This is a genomic window from Streptomyces roseochromogenus subsp. oscitans DS 12.976, from assembly GCF_000497445.1.
Lineage (GTDB): Bacteria > Actinomycetota > Actinomycetes > Streptomycetales > Streptomycetaceae > Streptomyces > Streptomyces oscitans.
Genome location: NZ_CM002285.1, coordinates 3,724,030 through 3,740,396, shown reverse-complemented (window position 1 = coordinate 3,740,396; position 16,367 = coordinate 3,724,030). Strand labels below are relative to the sequence as shown.

10 protein-coding genes and 1 pseudogene are annotated in these 16,367 nt (G+C 72.9%); 7 read left to right on the top strand and 4 right to left on the bottom strand.

Features of this window, described 5'->3' with window-relative positions:
• Positions 1-91: 91 nt before the first annotated feature.
• From M878_RS47995 to M878_RS65880, 6 genes and pseudogenes are all read left to right on the top strand, one after another.
• A pseudogene (locus M878_RS47995) lies at positions 92-2,917 on the top strand (amino acid adenylation domain-containing protein); the annotation flags it as partial.
• Position 2,918: 1 nt separating this feature from the next.
• Positions 2,919-6,911, top strand: coding sequence for a non-ribosomal peptide synthetase (locus M878_RS65900; protein WP_023547397.1), 3,993 nt, complete (start codon positions 2,919-2,921; stop codon positions 6,909-6,911).
• Positions 6,908-7,126: an MbtH family protein gene (locus M878_RS65895; RefSeq protein ID WP_023547396.1), complete on the top strand. Its 219-nt coding sequence runs from the start codon at positions 6,908-6,910 to the stop codon at positions 7,124-7,126. The genes M878_RS65900 and M878_RS65895 overlap by 4 nt, the downstream gene beginning before the upstream one ends.
• The gene (locus M878_RS65890) at positions 7,119-8,132 is read left to right on the top strand and encodes a methyltransferase (RefSeq protein ID WP_023547395.1); all 1,014 of its coding nucleotides are present in this window, start codon (positions 7,119-7,121) and stop codon (positions 8,130-8,132) included. The genes M878_RS65895 and M878_RS65890 overlap by 8 nt, the downstream gene beginning before the upstream one ends.
• A 107-nt stretch (positions 8,133-8,239) precedes the next feature.
• Positions 8,240-9,307 (top strand): 4-hydroxyphenylpyruvate dioxygenase, encoded by a 1,068-nt coding sequence (gene hppD / locus M878_RS65885; RefSeq protein WP_023547394.1) that lies wholly within the window; start codon positions 8,240-8,242, stop codon positions 9,305-9,307.
• Positions 9,304-10,614, top strand: a complete 1,311-nt coding sequence (locus tag M878_RS65880; RefSeq protein ID WP_023547393.1) for an aminotransferase-like domain-containing protein — start codon at positions 9,304-9,306, stop codon at positions 10,612-10,614. Before hppD ends, M878_RS65880 begins: the two co-directional genes overlap by 4 nt.
• 86 nt (positions 10,615-10,700) lie before the next feature.
• Here the strand turns inward: M878_RS65880 and M878_RS65875 are convergent, their stop codons facing one another.
• From M878_RS65875 to M878_RS47990, 4 genes are read right to left on the bottom strand one after another with little or no spacing between them, the layout of a single operon-like run.
• Positions 10,701-11,243, bottom strand: a complete 543-nt coding sequence (locus M878_RS65875; RefSeq protein ID WP_023547392.1) for a flavin reductase family protein — start codon at positions 11,241-11,243, stop codon at positions 10,701-10,703.
• A gap of 9 nt (positions 11,244-11,252) precedes the next feature.
• Positions 11,253-12,899 carry an NAD(P)/FAD-dependent oxidoreductase gene (locus M878_RS65870; protein ID WP_023547391.1) on the bottom strand — a complete coding sequence of 549 codons (1,647 nt, stop codon included), beginning with the start codon at positions 12,897-12,899 and terminating at the stop codon, positions 11,253-11,255.
• The gene (locus M878_RS65865) at positions 12,896-14,326 is read right to left on the bottom strand and encodes an FAD-dependent monooxygenase (protein WP_023547390.1); all 1,431 of its coding nucleotides are present in this window, start codon (positions 14,324-14,326) and stop codon (positions 12,896-12,898) included. Before M878_RS65865 ends, M878_RS65870 begins: the two co-directional genes overlap by 4 nt.
• A complete protein-coding gene (locus tag M878_RS47990) occupies positions 14,323-15,726 on the bottom strand; it encodes a cation:proton antiporter domain-containing protein (RefSeq protein ID WP_023547389.1) in 1,404 nt (467 codons plus the stop codon). Before M878_RS47990 ends, M878_RS65865 begins: the two co-directional genes overlap by 4 nt.
• Before the next feature lie 441 nt (positions 15,727-16,167).
• On the opposite strand from M878_RS47990, the gene M878_RS98900 reads away from it, so the two are divergent.
• On the top strand, positions 16,168-16,367 hold a 200-nt coding region (locus M878_RS98900; RefSeq protein WP_037730137.1), incomplete at its 3' end, for an AMP-binding protein.

The window sequence follows — 16,367 nt, the reverse complement described above, 5'->3', positions numbered from 1 at the left end:
CGCGGACCGGCTGCCCGCGGGGCTGCCCGCGGTCGCCGTCGGCGACGCCGCGGCCCACTCCGATGCCCCGCTGCCCGATCCCGGCACCCACCCGGACAACGCCGCCTACCTGATCTACACCTCCGGCTCCACCGGACGCCCCAAGGGCGTCGTGGTGACCCACCGGAACGTGCTGCGCCTGTTCGCGGCCACCGAACGGCACCTGCGGCCCACCGCGTCGGACGTGTGGGCGCTGTTCCACTCCTATGCGTTCGACTTCTCCGTGTGGGAGCTGTGGGGGGCTCTGCTGCACGGCGGGCGCCTGGTCGTCGTACCGTTCGACGTCAGCCGCTCCCCGGAGGACTTCCTGCGCCTGCTGATTCAGGAGCGGGTCACGGTGCTCAGCCAGACGCCGTCGGCGTTCCATCTGCTGTCCGCTCTGCGTCCCGGGGGCGAACTGCCCGTGCGGGCGGTCGTGTTCGGTGGCGAGGCGCTCGACACCCGGCGCCTGGACGCCTGGTACGCCGACCACCCCGCCGACGCACCGCTGCTGATCAACATGTACGGCATCACCGAGACCACCGTGCACGTCACCGCCCGGGCCCTCGGCCCCGCCGACGTCCGCGCCCGGCTCGGCAGCCCGATCGGCGCCCCGCTGGCCGACCTCACCGTCCGGGTCCTCGACGAACGGCTGCGTCCGGTCCCGCCCGGTGTGCCGGGAGAGATGTACGTGGCCGGCGCGGGTCTGGCGCGCGGATACCACGACCGGCCCGGTCTGACCGCGTCCCGGTTCGTGGCCGACCCCTACGGTCCGCCGGGCAGCCGCATGTACCGCACCGGCGACCTGGCTCGCTGGGGCGCCGAGGGCCTGGAGTTCCTCGGACGCGGTGACGGCCAGGTGAAGGTGCGCGGCCACCGCATCGAGCTCGGCGAGGTGGAGGCCGCGTTGACCGCGCTGCCCGAGGTCGCCCACGCCGTCGTCGTCCAGCGGGAATCGGGCCGCCTGGTCGGCTACGCCGTGCCGGCCGGGACCGGCGCCGACGGAGGCGATCTGCGGCGCATGCTGGCCGCGGCGCTGCCGGACTACATGGTCCCGTCGGCCGTGGTCGTCCTGGAGCGGCTGCCGCTGACCGTGAACGGCAAACTCGACCACGCGGCCCTGCCCGAACCGCAGACCACCGCCGGAACCGCGCGTTCGGCGTCGAACGCGGTCGAGGAAGTGCTGTGCAGCGTCTTCGCCGAGGTGCTCGGTGTCCCCGAAGTCGGCGTCGACGACGGCTTCTTCGACCTGGGCGGCGACAGCATCACCTCCATACGCCTGGTCAGCCGGGCCCGCGCCGAGGGGGTGAACCTGACGGTGCGTGATGTGTTCGACCGGCGGACCGTGGCCGCGCTCGCGGCGGTGGCGGGCAGCACGCCGACGGCGGCCGTCACCATGGCGGAGGACGGCGATCTGCCGCTGACTCCGATGGCGCACTGGCTGGCCGAACGCGGCGGCCCCGTCGACCGGTTCAGCCAGTCCCTGTGGATCCGCACCCCGCGTGGCCTGGACCGGGACACGCTGGAGCGGCTGCTGCAACAGCTCCTCGATCAGCACGCCGCGCTCAGGACCGTGCTCACCACCGGCGAGCGCGACGAGCACGACGTGTCCGACGAGCAGAAGTGGGCGACGATCATCCGCCCGGCGGGCACGGTCCGGGCCGCCGATCTGCTGCGGTACGCGCACGGCGAGCTCGCCGAGCTGCCCGCGCTCACCGAGGCGGCCCGCGACCGGCTGGCCCCCCGGCAGGGTGTGATGGCGCAGGCGGTGTGGCTCGACCGCCCCGGCCGCAGCGGCCGGCTCGTACTCGTCCTGCACCACCTGGTCGTGGACGCCGTGTCATGGCAGATCCTGCTCTCCGACCTGGACACCGCCTGGCGCACCGGCGAGTTGCCGGACACCGGGACGTCGCTGCGGCAGTGGGCCCACCTGCTGCCCGGACAGGCCCGGGACCGGGAGGACGAACTGCCGTTCTGGACCCGCATGACGGCCCCGGCCGCCCCCCTGCTGGACGGCCCCGTGGACCCCGCACGCGACACCGAGTCCGCCGTACGGCAGCACAGCGGGCGCCTGTCCGCCGAGCGGACCGCACCGCTGCTGACGACCGTGCCGGCCGCGCTGAACGCCACCACCGGTGAGGTGCTGCTCGGCGCCCTCGCGCTGGCGCTCGCCGACTGGCGCACCCGGCGCACCGGCGCCACCACCGGTGCGGTGCGGCTGGACCTGGAGGGCCACGGACGCGACGAGACCGACCCCGCGATCGATCTGACACGGACTGTCGGCTGGTTCACCAGCGTGTATCCCGTCCGCCTGGACACCGGCTCGGGGACCTGGATCACCGAGCCGTACGACGACGTCGCCCTCGGCCGTGCCTTCGGGCACCTCAAGGACCAGCTGCGCGCGGTCCCCGAGAAGGGCACCGGGTTCGGGCTGCTGCGTCACCTCTCCGCGCGGGGGCGATCCGTGCTGGCCGACGCGGCCACACCTGAGGCCGCCTTCAACTACCTGGGCCGCTTCGGAGGCGCTGACGCCCCGGCGGCCGGCTGGTCCGTGGCGCCCGAGCCCGGTGCGTTCGGAGGCGCGGCCGACCCCGCGCTGCCCGTGGCGCACGGCCTGGAGATCACGGCGATGGTGCGGGACGACCGGCTCGTCGTGGGCCTCGCCTGGGCGGACGCGCTCCTGCCGGACAACGCCGCGGCCGACCTGGTGGACACCTGGTTCGCCGTACTGGACCGGCTCACCGTGTGCGCCGCGTCCCCCGTCCGCTCCGCGCCGACACCGTCGGACGTCAGCCTGGCCGACCTCAGCCAGGACGACCTGGACCTGTTCGAGGACGAGCTGGGTGAACTCGAAGAAGACGATCCCGGCTCCTTCGACTTCGACGAGGAGGGGCACTGACGTGCGCGGATCACAGACCGGAAAAGCCACCGCGGCGCGCGCCGGGTCACGGATCGAGGATGTCCTCCCGCTGACCCCGCTGCAGGAAGGGCTGCTCTTCCACGCCCTGTTCGACCCGTCCGGTACGGAGGTCTACAACGTCCAGCTGACGCTCACCCTGAGCGGGGGCGTCGACGCCGGCCGGCTGCGTGGCGCGGTCGAGGCGCTGCTGCGCCGGCACCCGAACCTGCGTGGCTCCTTCCGCTTCGGCAAGTCCGGTGTGCCCGCGCAGGTGGTACCGCGCGCGGTCTCCGTGCCGTGGACCGAGACGGACCTGCGCGGGGCCGGCGAGGACGCGTACGCCCGGCTGCTCACCGCGGACCGGGTGCGCCCGTTCGACCCCGCCAAGGGGCCGCTGCTGCGCTGCACGCTGGTGCGCACCGGCGAGCGGGAGCACCGCTTCGTCCTGACGCACCACCACATCCTGCTGGACGGCTGGTCGCTGGCGATCGCGGTGCGCGAGCTGTTCGCCCTCTACACCGGCCGGCAGCTCCCGCCCGCGCCGCCCTACCGGGACTACCTGGCCTGGCTGGCCGACCGGGACGCGGCCGCCGCCGAACACGCCTGGCGGCAGGCGCTGGACGGACTTGCCGCCGGGACGTTCATGGCCCCGCCCGACCCGGCCCGAGGGGCGGCGCTTCCGGAGGCCGCCGAATGCCTGCTGCCCACCGACGTCACCACCGACCTGGGGGCGCTCGCCCGGCGCAACGGCACGACACTCAACACGGTCGTGCAGTGCGCCTGGGGCACCCTGCTGCGGCACGCCACCGGCCAGGACGACGTCGTCTTCGGCGCGATCGTCGCCGGCCGGCCGCCCGAGATTCCCGCGGCGGACCAGATGGTCGGGCTGTTCATCAACGCCCTGCCGGTCCGCGTCCGGTTCAACCCTGCGGAGCCCCTGTCGGCCCTGCTGGCGCGCGTGCAGCGGGAGCAGGCGGCGCTCACCGGCCACCAGCACCCCTCGCTCGCGGAGGTGACCCGCTGGTCCGGCCTCGACCGGCTGTTCGACACGCTGGTCGTCTTCGAGAGCTACCCGGTCGACCACGACGGCCTGAAGGCCGGCGCCGACGGCATGCTGGCGACGTCGATGAGCGTCGAGGACGCCACCCACTACCCACTGACCCTGGTGGTGGTGCCCGGTGAACGGCTGCGGCTGCGCATCGCCCATCGCGCCGACCTCTTCCCGGCGGAGACGGCTCGTGACCTGGTGGCTCGGCTCGGGCAGGTGCTCACCCGGTTCGCCACCGCCGCGGACGCGCCGGTCTCCGCCGTACGGCTGCTCGACCCCGTCGAGGAACGGCGCGTCGTCCACGACTGGAACGACACCGGCCACGTCGTGCCGGACCTGTGCCTGCCCCGGCTGTTCGAGGACCAGGCGGCCCGCTCGGCCGACCGCACGGCGGTCGTCTTCGAGGGCGAGCAGGTGACGTACGGCGAACTCGACGCCCGCGCCAACCGGCTCGCCCGCCGCCTGGTGGATCACGGCGTCGGCCCCGAGCGGCTGGTGGGGCTCGCCCTGCCCCGCTCCGTCGAACTCGTCGTCGCCGTCCTCGCCGTACTCAAGGCGGGCGGCGCCTACCTGCCGCTGGACCCGGGCCAGCCGGCGGAGCGGCTGCGCCTGATGACCGAGGAGTCCGCCCCGGACGTCGTCCTCACCCTCGACGGCACCACCGAGCTGCCCGGCGGGTTCCCGCGGATCGCCCTGCGCGCCGAGCCGTCCGGTACGCCGGACCCGGGCGCCGACGACGGCCTCGGCGATCGCGGGCTGCGTCCCGGGCACCCGGCCTATGTGCTGTACACCTCGGGATCGACGGGCCGGCCCAAGGGCGTCGTCGTCCCGCACGAGGGCATCGTCAACCGGCTCGCCTGGATGCAGGACGCGTACCGTCTGACCCCCGAGGACCGGGTGCTCCAGAAGACCCCGGCCGGCTTCGACGTCTCCGTCTGGGAGTTCCTCTGGCCGCTGCTCCAGGGCGCCACCCTGGTGGTGGCCCGCCCCGACGGCCACCGCGACCCCGCCTACCTCGCCGCGCTGATCGCCGCCGAACGGGTCACCACCGTCCACTTCGTGCCGTCGATGCTGCGGACCTTCCTCGACGAGCCCGCCGCGGCCGCCTGCACCAGCCTGACCCGGGTGATCTGCAGCGGCGAGGCCCTGCCCGCCGAGCTCGCCGCCCGCTGCCTGGCCACCCTGGACGCCGGCCTGCACAACCTGTACGGACCCACCGAGGCATCCGTCGACGTCACCGCCTGGCGGTGCGACGGAGGAGACACGGTGCCCATCGGCCGGCCGGTGTGGAACACCCGCACCTACGTCCTGGACAGCGCGCTGCGGCCGGTGCCGATCGGCGTCACCGGCGAGCTGTACCTCGGGGGCCGCCAGCTGGCTCGCGGCTACCTCGCCCAGCCCGGCCGCACGGCCGAGCGGTTCGTCGCCGACCCCTACGGCCCGCCCGGCGCCCGCCTGTACCGCACCGGCGACCTGGCCCGGCTGCGCCACGACGGGGCGCTGGAGTACGCGGGCCGCACCGACGACCAGGTGAAACTGCGCGGACAGCGGATCGAACCGGGCGAGGTGGCCGCCGTACTGGAACGCCACCCCGCCGTACGCCACGCGGAGGTCGTGCTGCGCGAGAACCGGCTCGTCGGCTACGTCGTACCCGCTCCGGGCGAGGACACCGACCCGCCGGCCCTGCGCAAGCACGCCGCCGCCCATCTGCCCGACGCCATGGTCCCGTCGGCCGTCGTCGTGCTCGACCGGTTCCCGCTCACCCCGAACGGCAAGCTCGACCGGCGGGCGCTTCCCGCGCCCGCACAGCCCACCACCGACCCGGCCGGCGCCCCGCGTTCGCCCCGTGAGGAGGTGCTGTGCGGGCTCTTCGCCGACATCCTCGGCCTGGACCGGATCGGCGTCCACGACGACTTCTTCGATCTCGGCGGCCACTCGCTGCTCGCGGCCCGGCTGATCGGCCGGGTGCGGGAGGTGCTCGGCGTGGAGACGGGCATCCGCACGCTGTTCACCGCGCCCACCGTCGCCGGCTTCGCCGAGCGCCTCGGCGAGGCACCCGGCGGCGGACGCGGCGGATTCGACGTCCTGCTGCCGTTGCGCCCGGCAGGCCGGCGCGCACCGCTGTTCTGCGTGCACCCGGCCGCCGGACTCGGCTGGTGCTACAGCGGCCTGCTGCGCCATCTGGGCCGGGAACACCCGGTGTACGCCCTGCAGTCCCGCGGCCTGGACGGAGCGTCCGGCGCCCCCCTGCCCGGCGCCACGCTGGAGGACATCGCGGACGACTACGCTGCACAGATCCGCCAGGTGCAGCCGCACGGGCCGGTCCATCTGCTCGGCTGGTCCTTCGGCGGCGTGCTCGCCCACCGGCTCGCCACCCGGCTGCAGTCCCGGGGCGAGGAGGTCGCCCTGCTCGCGATCCTCGACGCCTACCCGCGCTTCGACGGAGCGCGCGACTACACCCCGGACACGCACGCCGTCCTGACCGGCCTGCTGCACTACGCCGGGCACACCTGGGACCGTACCGAGCAGCTGACCGTGCCCGCCGCCCGCGCCGTGCTGGAGCGCGGCGGCAGCGCGCTGGCCACCCTCGACGAGCGCCAACTGGCCCTGGCGGTCGAGGTGTTCCGGCGCAACTTCCTGGCGCAGCAGAACTTCGCCCCGGAGGTGTTCGACGGCGACCTGCTGTTCGTCACCGCCACCGGCGGACGAGGCGCGGACTGGCCGACCGCCGGCGACTGGCAGCCGTACGTCACCGGCGCCATCCGCCGCCACCAGGTCGACGTCGACCACGGCCTGATGCTGACCGACCCGGGCGCGCTGGCCGCCATCGGCCGCTGCGTCTCCGACCGGCTGCGCGACCTCGCGCACCGCGCCCGCGCCCACCCCACCCCGAACCTCACCGAGAACCAAGCCCAGAACCCCGCAGGAAAGGAAACGGAACGATGACCAACCCGTTCGAGGACAACGACGCCAGCTACCTCGTGCTCGTCAACGAGGAGGGCCAGCACTCGCTGTGGCCGGCCTTCGCCGATGTGCCCGCCGGCTGGAGCGTCGCGCACGACAAGGACTCGCGCCAGGCGTGCCTCGACTACATCGACGCCCACTGGACCGACCTGCGCCCGCGCAGCCTGGTCCGCGCGATGGAGGACACGAGTGCCTGAGCCGGCGCCGCAGCCCGCACTGCTGCTCGACGACTATCTCGGCCTGATCGACGACAGCTGCGTGGCGATCCTGCCGCACGTCCTGCGCATCGCCGCCGAACTCGGCGTGGCCGACGTCCTCGCCGACGGCCCGCGTGCCGCCGACGAGATCGCCGACGCCGTCGGCGCCCACCCCGATGCCCTCCACCGGCTGCTGCGCGCCCTGGCCTCGGTCGGCGTGCTCACCGAGGAAGGCGCCCGCGTCTTCCGGCTCACTCCGGCCGGGCACCGGCTGCGTGCCGGGGCCGAGGGCAGCGTCCGCACGTCGCTGCTGAACGTGGAGAGCCAGCGCGCCTGGCTGCGGGGCATCGACACGTTCCGCACCGGCAGGTCGGTCTTCGACGACCAGCACGGCGGCTTCTTCGCCCACAAGGACGCCGACGGCGCCTCCGACCAGGCGTTCCTGCAACGGATGAGGGAGCGGGCCGCGCGGCTTTATCCGCGCTTCGCCACCGACACCGACTGGAGCGAGTGCGGCACGGTGATGGACCTCGGCGGCGGGGACGGCTACCAGCTCGACGCGATCCTGCGCCGCGCACCGCGGCTGCGGGGCGTGTTGTTCGACCGGCCCGCCGTGGTGGCGAGTGTCCGCGCCGCCGGCACTTTCGACGGACGGGCCTGCGAGCTGGCGGCCGGCGACTTCTTCGAGCGCGTCCCCGCGGGCGCCGACACCCATCTGCTCTGCAGCGTGCTGCACGACTGGACCGACGACCAGTGCGTGTCGATCCTGCGGGCCTCGCGCGCCGCGCTCGAACCCGGCGGTCGGCTGATGATCGTCGAGATGCTGGTGCCCGAGGACGGTTCGTGGCACCCGAGCAAGTGGAGCGACATCGGGATGATGGTGCTCACCGGCGGCCGGGAGCGCTCGGCCCGGGAGTTCGAGGCGCTGCTCGCCGAGGCGGGCTACACCCTCTCCGCCGTGCGTGCCGTGCCGGACTCCGCCTTCTCCGTGCTGGAAGCGAAGTAGCCCACGGTGACCCCCCTCGCTGTCTCGCCGCGCAGCTCGCGAAGAGCCGCGTACGCCTCGAAGAACTCGTAAGCCCCGACTCGTAAGCCTCGAAGAAAAGGATTCCGATGCAGTCACCGACCGACGTGACGGACCACGCCACGGACGTCACACTCAACCACCTCGAGTTCTACGCCCCCGACGCCGACGAGGCCGTGGCCGAACTGGTGGAACGCTACGGCTTCGGGGTGTGGGGTGCCAGGGCGCTGCCCGGCGGCGGACGCACGGTCGCCGTGGGCATGAACGACATCGCCGCCTTGGTCACCGAGGGCCCGCACACCCGGGAGTTCACCGAGCGGCACGGATTCGGCGTGGCGGACATCGCGCTGCGCACCGCCGACGCGGCCGGCACCCACCGGGCGGCGGTGGCGGCCGGCGCCCGCTCCACGCAGGCCCCGGCCGACGCCGGGGGAGCGACACTAGCGGCCGTCGCCGCCTTCGGCGACGTCGTGCACACCCTGGTGCAGCCGCCCGCCGGCACCGAGGGGATATGGCTGCCGGGGTTCGGCGCGCTCACCCCGCAGCCGGCCTCGTCCACCTGCCTGGAGCGGGTCGACCACTTCGCCGTCTGCCTGGACGCCGGTGACCTCGGCCCCACCGTGGAGCGTTACGAGCGCACCCTCGGCTTCCGGATGACCTTCGCGGAGCGCATCGCGGTGGGCACCCAGGCGATGGACTCCAAGGTGGTGCAGAGCCCGTCCGGTGACGTCACCCTCACCCTGATCGAGCCGGACACCAGCGCCGACTCCGGGCAGATAGACCGCTTCCTGCGGGACAACGGCGGGGCCGGCGTCCAGCACGTGGCGTTCTCCACCCGCAACATCGTCCGCTCCGTCGCCGTACTCGGCGAGCGCGGCGTCGGCTTCCTGGACACCCCGGACACCTACTACGACCGGCTCACCGAGCGCCTCACGCCGGCCCGGCACCCGGTCGCCGAACTCCGGGATCTCGACATCCTGGTCGACGAGGACCACGACGGTCAGCTGTACCAGATCTTCACCCGATCCACGCACCCGAGCGGCACGCTGTTCTACGAGGTCATCGAGCGCTTCGGCGCCCGCCACTTCGGAAGCGGCAACATCAGGGCCCTCTACGAGGCGGTGGAGGAAGCCTCGCTCACCGGGCAGAACCGGTGAGCGAGGCCGTGGCCGCCCAGGTGCGCTCCGCCCTGCTGCGGGCCGGGGACCTGCATCCCGCGCTGGCCGGGCCGGTGCTGGAGTCGATGAACTTCCTCAACGAGGTGTCGCACCGCTACCCCGACGCCATCTCGCTGGCTGCCGGCCGGCCGCACGAGGACCTGTTCGACGCACGCGCACCGGAGCGGTACCTCGCCGCGTACCGGCACCACCTCGCCGCCGACCGCGGGTTCACCCCCGAGCAGGTGCGCAGGACCCTGTTCCAGTACGGGCGTACCAAGGGCGTCATCCACGACCTGGTCGCCCGGATGCTCCACGTCGACGAAGGCATCGACGTGGACCCGGAGTCCGTGGTGGTCACCGTCGGCTGCCAGGAGGCGATGGTGCTGACCCTGCGGGCGCTGCGCGCGGACCCGCGGGACGTGCTGCTCGCCGTCGCCCCGACCTATGTGGGCCTGACCGGGGCGGCTGCCCTGGTCGACCTGCCCGTGGTGCCGGTACCCGGTGGCACGGACGGGGTCGACCTCGACGCGCTCGCCCGTACGGTGACCCGGCTGCGCGCCGAGGGCCGGCGCCCGCGTGCCTGCTATGTCATGCCGGACTTCGCCAACCCCTCCGGGATGAGCATGGACCTGGCTGTCCGGCACGCCCTGCTGGACGCGGCGGCGGCGCTCGACCTGCTGCTTCTGGAGGACAACCCGTACGGGCTGTTCCACGGAGGGGAGCACCTGCCGACCCTGAAGGCACTCGACACCGGCCGCCGGGTGGTCTACTTCGGCTCGTTCGCCAAGACGTGCCTGCCCGGCGCCCGCGTCGGCTATGTCGTGGCCGACACCCCGGTCGAGGCCGCCGACGGCGGCCTGGGTCTGTTCGCCGACGAACTCGCCAAGATCAAGGGCATGCTCACGGTGAACACCTCCCCGGTCGCGCAGGCCGTCGTCGGCGGGCACCTGGTGACCCACGGGTGCAGCCTGGTCGCCGCCAACACCGCGGAACGCGCGGTGTACCAGCGCAATCTCCGCCATCTGCTCGACGGCCTGGCGGCACGCTTCCCCGCCGGTGGCCCAGTGCGCTGGAACACCCCACGCGGCGGCTTCTTCGTCGTGGTGGACGTGCCGTTCGCCGCGGACGACGCTGCGCTGGAGCACTCCGCCCAGGAGCACGGGGTGCTCTGGGTACCGATGCGGCACTTCTACGACCATCCGGACGCCGACCGGCGGCTGCGCCTGTCGTGCAGCGCCGTCTCCCCGGCCGAGATCGATGAGGCCCTGGACCGTCTGGCGGCGTTCATCGCGTCCCGCCGTTGAGCCGACGGGGTTCCACGACAGAAGGTGGGGTGCCGGCGAAGTCTCCTTCGCCGGCACCCCACCTTCTGTCCGTTTCCGGCCAGGCCCTAGTCCCCGGGCCAGACCGAGTACTGCCGTCTGCCGTACAGAAGCGGTACGTCGTCCGCGTGGTCCACGGCCGTCACTTCGCCGAACAGCATGGTGTGGTCGCCGATCTCCAGCGTCCGGGCCAGCCTGCACTCCGCCACGGCGAACGCGTCCCGGTGCAGCCACGGCAGGCCCAGCCGGGGGGTCGGCCGCCAGGGCACCCTGGCGAACCGGTCGACGGGCGAGGCGAACACCGATGCCGCCTCCCGGGCCCGGGCGTGCAGCAGGTTCACCGCGAACCGCTGGTTGCCGAGGATCGCCGCCAGCACCTTGCTGGTGGACATCAGAGACACCTGCAGAGTCGGCGGCCGCACGGTCACGCTCGACAGGGAGGAACAAGTCAGGCCGTACGGCGTCCCGTCGTCGCCCGTCGTGGTGACGACCACGACTCCGGTCGGGAACCCGCCCATCAGCGTGCGGTATTCGGAGGCGTCCACATACCCCGGATACCCCGGATACCCCGGATACCTCGGATGCCTCGGATCGCTGTCCACGGTGGTCATCGGCCGCCCCTACGCCGGCCGGCGTCCGGCGACGAGGCCCTTCAGTGACTCCGTCACCGGGCCGAGATACAGATCGCGCACGTCATCCGGTGCCTCGGTGAGGGCCCACTTCAGCAGCGAGACCATCCGCCCGGGCGTGGGCCGCAGGAAGCGGTGCTCGATGTCGGCGAAACCGAACGGCTTCGGGACGAAGTCGGCCGAGGACAGCCGGCGGAAGAGGTACTGGGCCGCCTCATCGCCGGTCACCTCGCCCCGCTCGTAGCGCGAGGTCTGCTCGACGACCGCGTCCAGCAACTCGAGGTAGCGGGCGTCGGGCCACCACAGGCCGGGATGGTCGTGGTCCTCCAGGGCCCTGAGGTGCTCCGGGTCACCCGTGCGCCGGAACCGCATCATGGCGGCCTGCAGCCGGTTGGCGCTGAACACCGTGCCGAGCGTCCACACCCGGAACACCGCGCTGAACAGCGGGTAGTGGCCGAAGGAGATGAACGAGGCGTTCACCAGGGCGTCGTTGTAGTCGAGAAGTCCCTGCTCCACCCGCTCCACGTACTCGAAGCGCTCCACGGTGAAGTCGTCCTCGCGCAGCGCCCCCAGCAGCCGGTGGGCCAGGACGTTCACCACGTTCGCGGTGTTGGAGATGCCCCGTGAGTACAGCGGGTCGATGAAGCCCGCCGCGTGCGACATCAGGCACCAGCGGGCCCCCACCGAGCGGGTCGCGGAGTACTGCAGCCGCTCGGTGGACACCCACTCCCGCACCGAGACGGCGTTCTCGAACTGCCGCTTCACCGCCGGGAACCGCGAGGCCAGCTCGAAGAACTCCTGCTCGGGCGTGAGATCCCGGTTCTTCGGGTACTTGCGCTCGTCCAGGGTCACCCCCACGCTGACCAGCGGGTTGCGGGATGCGGGGTTGTTGTCGAACGGGATGACCCAGAACCAGCCGCGGTCGAAGGTGTGGTGCATCGTGCCGTCGTACCAGCGCGTCGGCGGGCACTGATCGCCGGTGTGGCCCAGCACCTCGTCCTGGCGCACGTTGATCATGTGGCTGAACAGCGACCGGGAGTGGTGCTTGAGCCGGGACGGCTCCTCGCGCAGCCCCAGTTTCGCGGCGAGCGGCGAGCGGAAGCCGCTCGCGTCCACGAGGTAGCGAGCGGTGATCCGGCTCCCGTCGGTGCCCACCACGGCGACGTGGTCGTCCTCGATCTCCACGTCGGAGACCAGGTGGTTCAGCTTGGGCACACAGCCGTGCCGGACCGCGGCGTGGAACAGGTGGGTGTCGGTGTCCTGCCGGAACAGGTGACTGGTCTTGTACACCCCGCCGCCCGTGCTCAGCTGGACGGCCTCGCGCCAGTCCGGCTCCTCGCCCTCGCGGTGCAGCAGGAAGCCGAAGTGGTCCTTCACCCCGAACGAGGTGTTGACCTGTTCCATGAGGAACTTGGTGTTCGTCAGCGTCGCGATCTCGGGCACGTCGTACCGCTCGGCGATCATCCGGAGCGTCACCAGCGTCTCGGGGATCGTCGACTCGCCGACCGCGAACTTCGGGTGCGAGCCGGCGTCCACGAGCAGGACCGACGCACCCTGCCGGGCGAGGATCGCACCGAGCATGGAGCCGGCGATCCCGGCTCCCAGCACGATGACGTCATGGTCGGTCGTGGCGTTCACAGGCGGCCTCGCACTAGGTCGGGGGTGGCGGCCAGCAGCAGCCGCTGGATCTCGGGGGAGGGACTGGTCCGGGCCGCCGCGCGCAGTCGGCCCACGGCCGTGAGGCCTCGGCCCGGTTCGCGCAACGCGGTCATACCCGACCGGAACGCGGGCGGGGTCACCTTCCGCAGCGTCTCCAGGTCGTCGTCGGGCACGAGACCCTCGTACGCCAGCGCCGGGCCGTCGGAGCCGGGCAGGGACACGACCGCGTCCCGCAGCCGCAGCGTCGCGTAGAAACCGGCCAGCTCCCAGCGCTCGACGAACCGGTCCAGACGTGCCGGGTCGGCGCCGGCTCCGAGGAAGTCGGCGACCAGCGTGGCCTGCGCCGAGCGCAGGCGTTCGTCGAGCGCGGCCACCTCGGCGAAGTACGTGCCGCGCAGGTCGTCCGCGGCGAGGGCCTTGATCAGCCGCCACGCCAGCGCGTTCACCACCTGCAACTCGTGGACCAGCTCACCCGCGAGGAACGGATCGGTGAAACCGGCGCTCGCGCCGAGCGCGAACCAGCGGTCCCCCGCACGCTGCTCGCGGGCGTACTGCTGCACCCCGGTGGAGTGCCAGGGCTGCACCGGCGCGATCCGGCCCGGCCGCAGCTCGGGCACCCGCTCCAGCAGGGCCCGGAACTCCCGCTCCGGATCCTCGTCCTGTTCGAAGCGGTCGGCGTCCACCGTGAAGCGCACGCCCGTCACGGGATTGACCCCGCCGCCGGTGAACGGGGTGACCGTCAGCCAGCCGCCGTCGAACAGGTGGTGCGTGGTGCCGTCCGCGGCGGGCAGGCCCGTCTCGATCAGATGGGTGTGCACCGTACGCGTCCGCGGCCCGTCCGCCGCGGCCCCCTCGCGCACCTCGGCGCCGAGCGCCGCCAGGGCGGCCGAGTCGCGGCCGCTCGCGTCCACCAGGAAGCGCGCCGAGAACGTCTCGCCGCGCGCGGTCGTCACCAGTACCTGGTCCGCGGTCACCTCGGCCTTGACGACCTTGGCCTGCTGGCGGACCCGGGCGCCGTGCAGCGCGGCGGTGTGGAAGAGGTGGGCGTCGACGTCCTGCCGGTACAGCAAGGCCCCGGCCGCGGCGCGCGGCAGCGCCGTCCGGCGCTCGCGCCCGCCCTGGGCGAAGCCGATCGAGCGTTCCACTCCGACCCGTCGGCTCACCTGCTCGCGGGCGGTGTCGTACGCGGCGAGGTGGGCGAACTCCGGGACGTCGTACCGGGCGGAGAGCAGCCGCAGCAGCCAGGACAGAAAGGGTGTGGACGTCTCGCCCTGCCGGTAGCGCGGGTGGGTGTCCTCGCCGACGACGAGGACGTCCGAGCCGGCCCGGGCCAGCACTGTGGCGAGCACCGAGGCACCGGGTCCGGAGCCGAGGACGAGAACGTCGTGGTGGGATGTGACGCTCATGTCGTCCCCTCACTGCTGGTCAACAACGGAGCCTCCGTGGTGTTGCGGGTGGAATCGGAACCGCTGCGGTCCAGCCGCAGCCTGCGCAGAAGTGGTCCGGTCGTGGCCGTGGTCACCAGCGCCATGCAGGTGAGCATCGAGAACAGCTGCTGGGACAGGACGCCGAGGGTCAGCCCGAGCTGAAGCACGATCAGCTCGGTGACGCCACGGCAGTTCATCATCAGCCCGAGGGCGGCCGCGTCCCGCCGGTTGCGGCCCAGCAGACGGGCGAACAGTGCCACCGTGCCGAACTTGGCCACGGAGGCGAGGAGCACGATCAGCGCGAGCACCCCCCAGTCCCGGGGACCGCCCACCGCGGGCAGGTCGAGCTTCAGCCCGACCACGGCGAAGAAGACGGGCAGCATCACCCAGCTGGTCAGGCCCTCCACCCGGTCCGCGATCCGCTGGATCGCCACCGAGTTGCGGGGCATCACCACGCCCGCGATGAACGCCCCGAAGATGGCGTGCGCGCCGATGCGGTCCGTGAGCCAGGCCGAGACCAGCGTGGTGGTCAGCACGGCCGCCGCCACCAGTGGCTGCCCCGCCCCCTCGAAGCGGGGCGCGACCCGGGTGAGGGCCGGCCGGACCACGAAGAACATGACGGCCGCGTAGACCACGATCAGCGCGCACGTGAGCGCGGTGGGCGCGGCCGAGGCGCTGGTGGCCACCGCCGTCACGGCGGCGAGCAGACACCAGGCGATGACGTCGCCGATCCCGGCCGTGGCCATGCCCAGGGTGCCGAGTGGGGTGTGGGTCAGCCGCTGTTCGCCCAGGACCCGCGCCAGCACGGGGAACGCGGTGATCGCGAAGGCGACACCCACGAACATGACCAGCGTCAGCCGGGAGGCGCCGGCGGGCCGGTACGAGTCGAGCAGCACCGCGGCGAGCGCCGCACCGCACAGGAAGGGCACCGCCGTGCTGGCCTGCGCGAGCGCCGCGGCCGCCGAGCCGCTGCGGCGCAGCAGGCCCAAGGGCAGTTCCAGGCCGACGAGGAACATGAACAGCACCACGCCCAGCTGGGCGAGGGTGTCCAGGGACGGCAGGATCGAGGCGGGGAAGACGGCCCGCTGCACGTCCGGCAGGAAGAAGCCGAGGACGGACGGGCCGAGAACGATGCCGGCGACGATCTCACCGACCACCGCGGGCTGGCCCAGCCGTCTGAGGGCGGCTCCCACCAGCCGGACCACCACCAGGATGACGGCCAGCGCCGGCAGCAGCCGGGACGGGCTCGACGCGGCGGCCGAGTGGCCTGAGTGCCGCGGTTCGGCCAACCCGGCCAGCAGCACCAACGCCAGGGCGACCGGCGCCACGACGAGCAGCAGATAGCCGAGCAGATGACGTGCTCTGTTTCTGTTCGTCACCAAAGAGGGGTCCTTAAGGGTCCGTGTCCCAAGGGGGTCCCGAGGGGACGGAGAAGGGGACATGCGCAGGGCCCGCTCGCCGTGCGCGCCGCCGGCGGCAGCGCCCAGGGGCCGGTCACCACGACAGGGCACGCCCGACCTTCGGGGTGCGCGGGCCGGCGCGGTCGGGAACTCCATCTATAGCCATGGCTGGCCGCGCCGAGAACCCCTGATTCCGGTGCCCCCCTACGCAGCCTCAGGCGCATCCCCAGCGCGCCCCGCTCCGACACAGGGGGGTCGCTGGGGTTCTGAGGGGGCGGCACAGGAACCTAGGGTGAGTGTCGAAATCCGGTGGTGCGCCCCTGAAATCCGGTGGTGAGAGCCCGAATCGGGGAGCCCGGGCCCGGCCCGCGTCGCGGAGCCGGTCGCTGACACGGGTCGTACACGTCGAGGAGTCCCACGGTGAACCCGCCACGGTCGAACGCGCCCGCGCGTCGACTGGATCAGGTACTGGCCGACGCCGCCGAACACTTCGGTGAGCGGCCCGCGCTGGTCGAGGAGACGACGTCCCTCACCTACCGGCAACTGGACGAACGCGTCACCGCACTCGCACACCGAGTTGACGCGGCACGGAGTCGGTCCGGGCACCCGGGTCGGGGTGC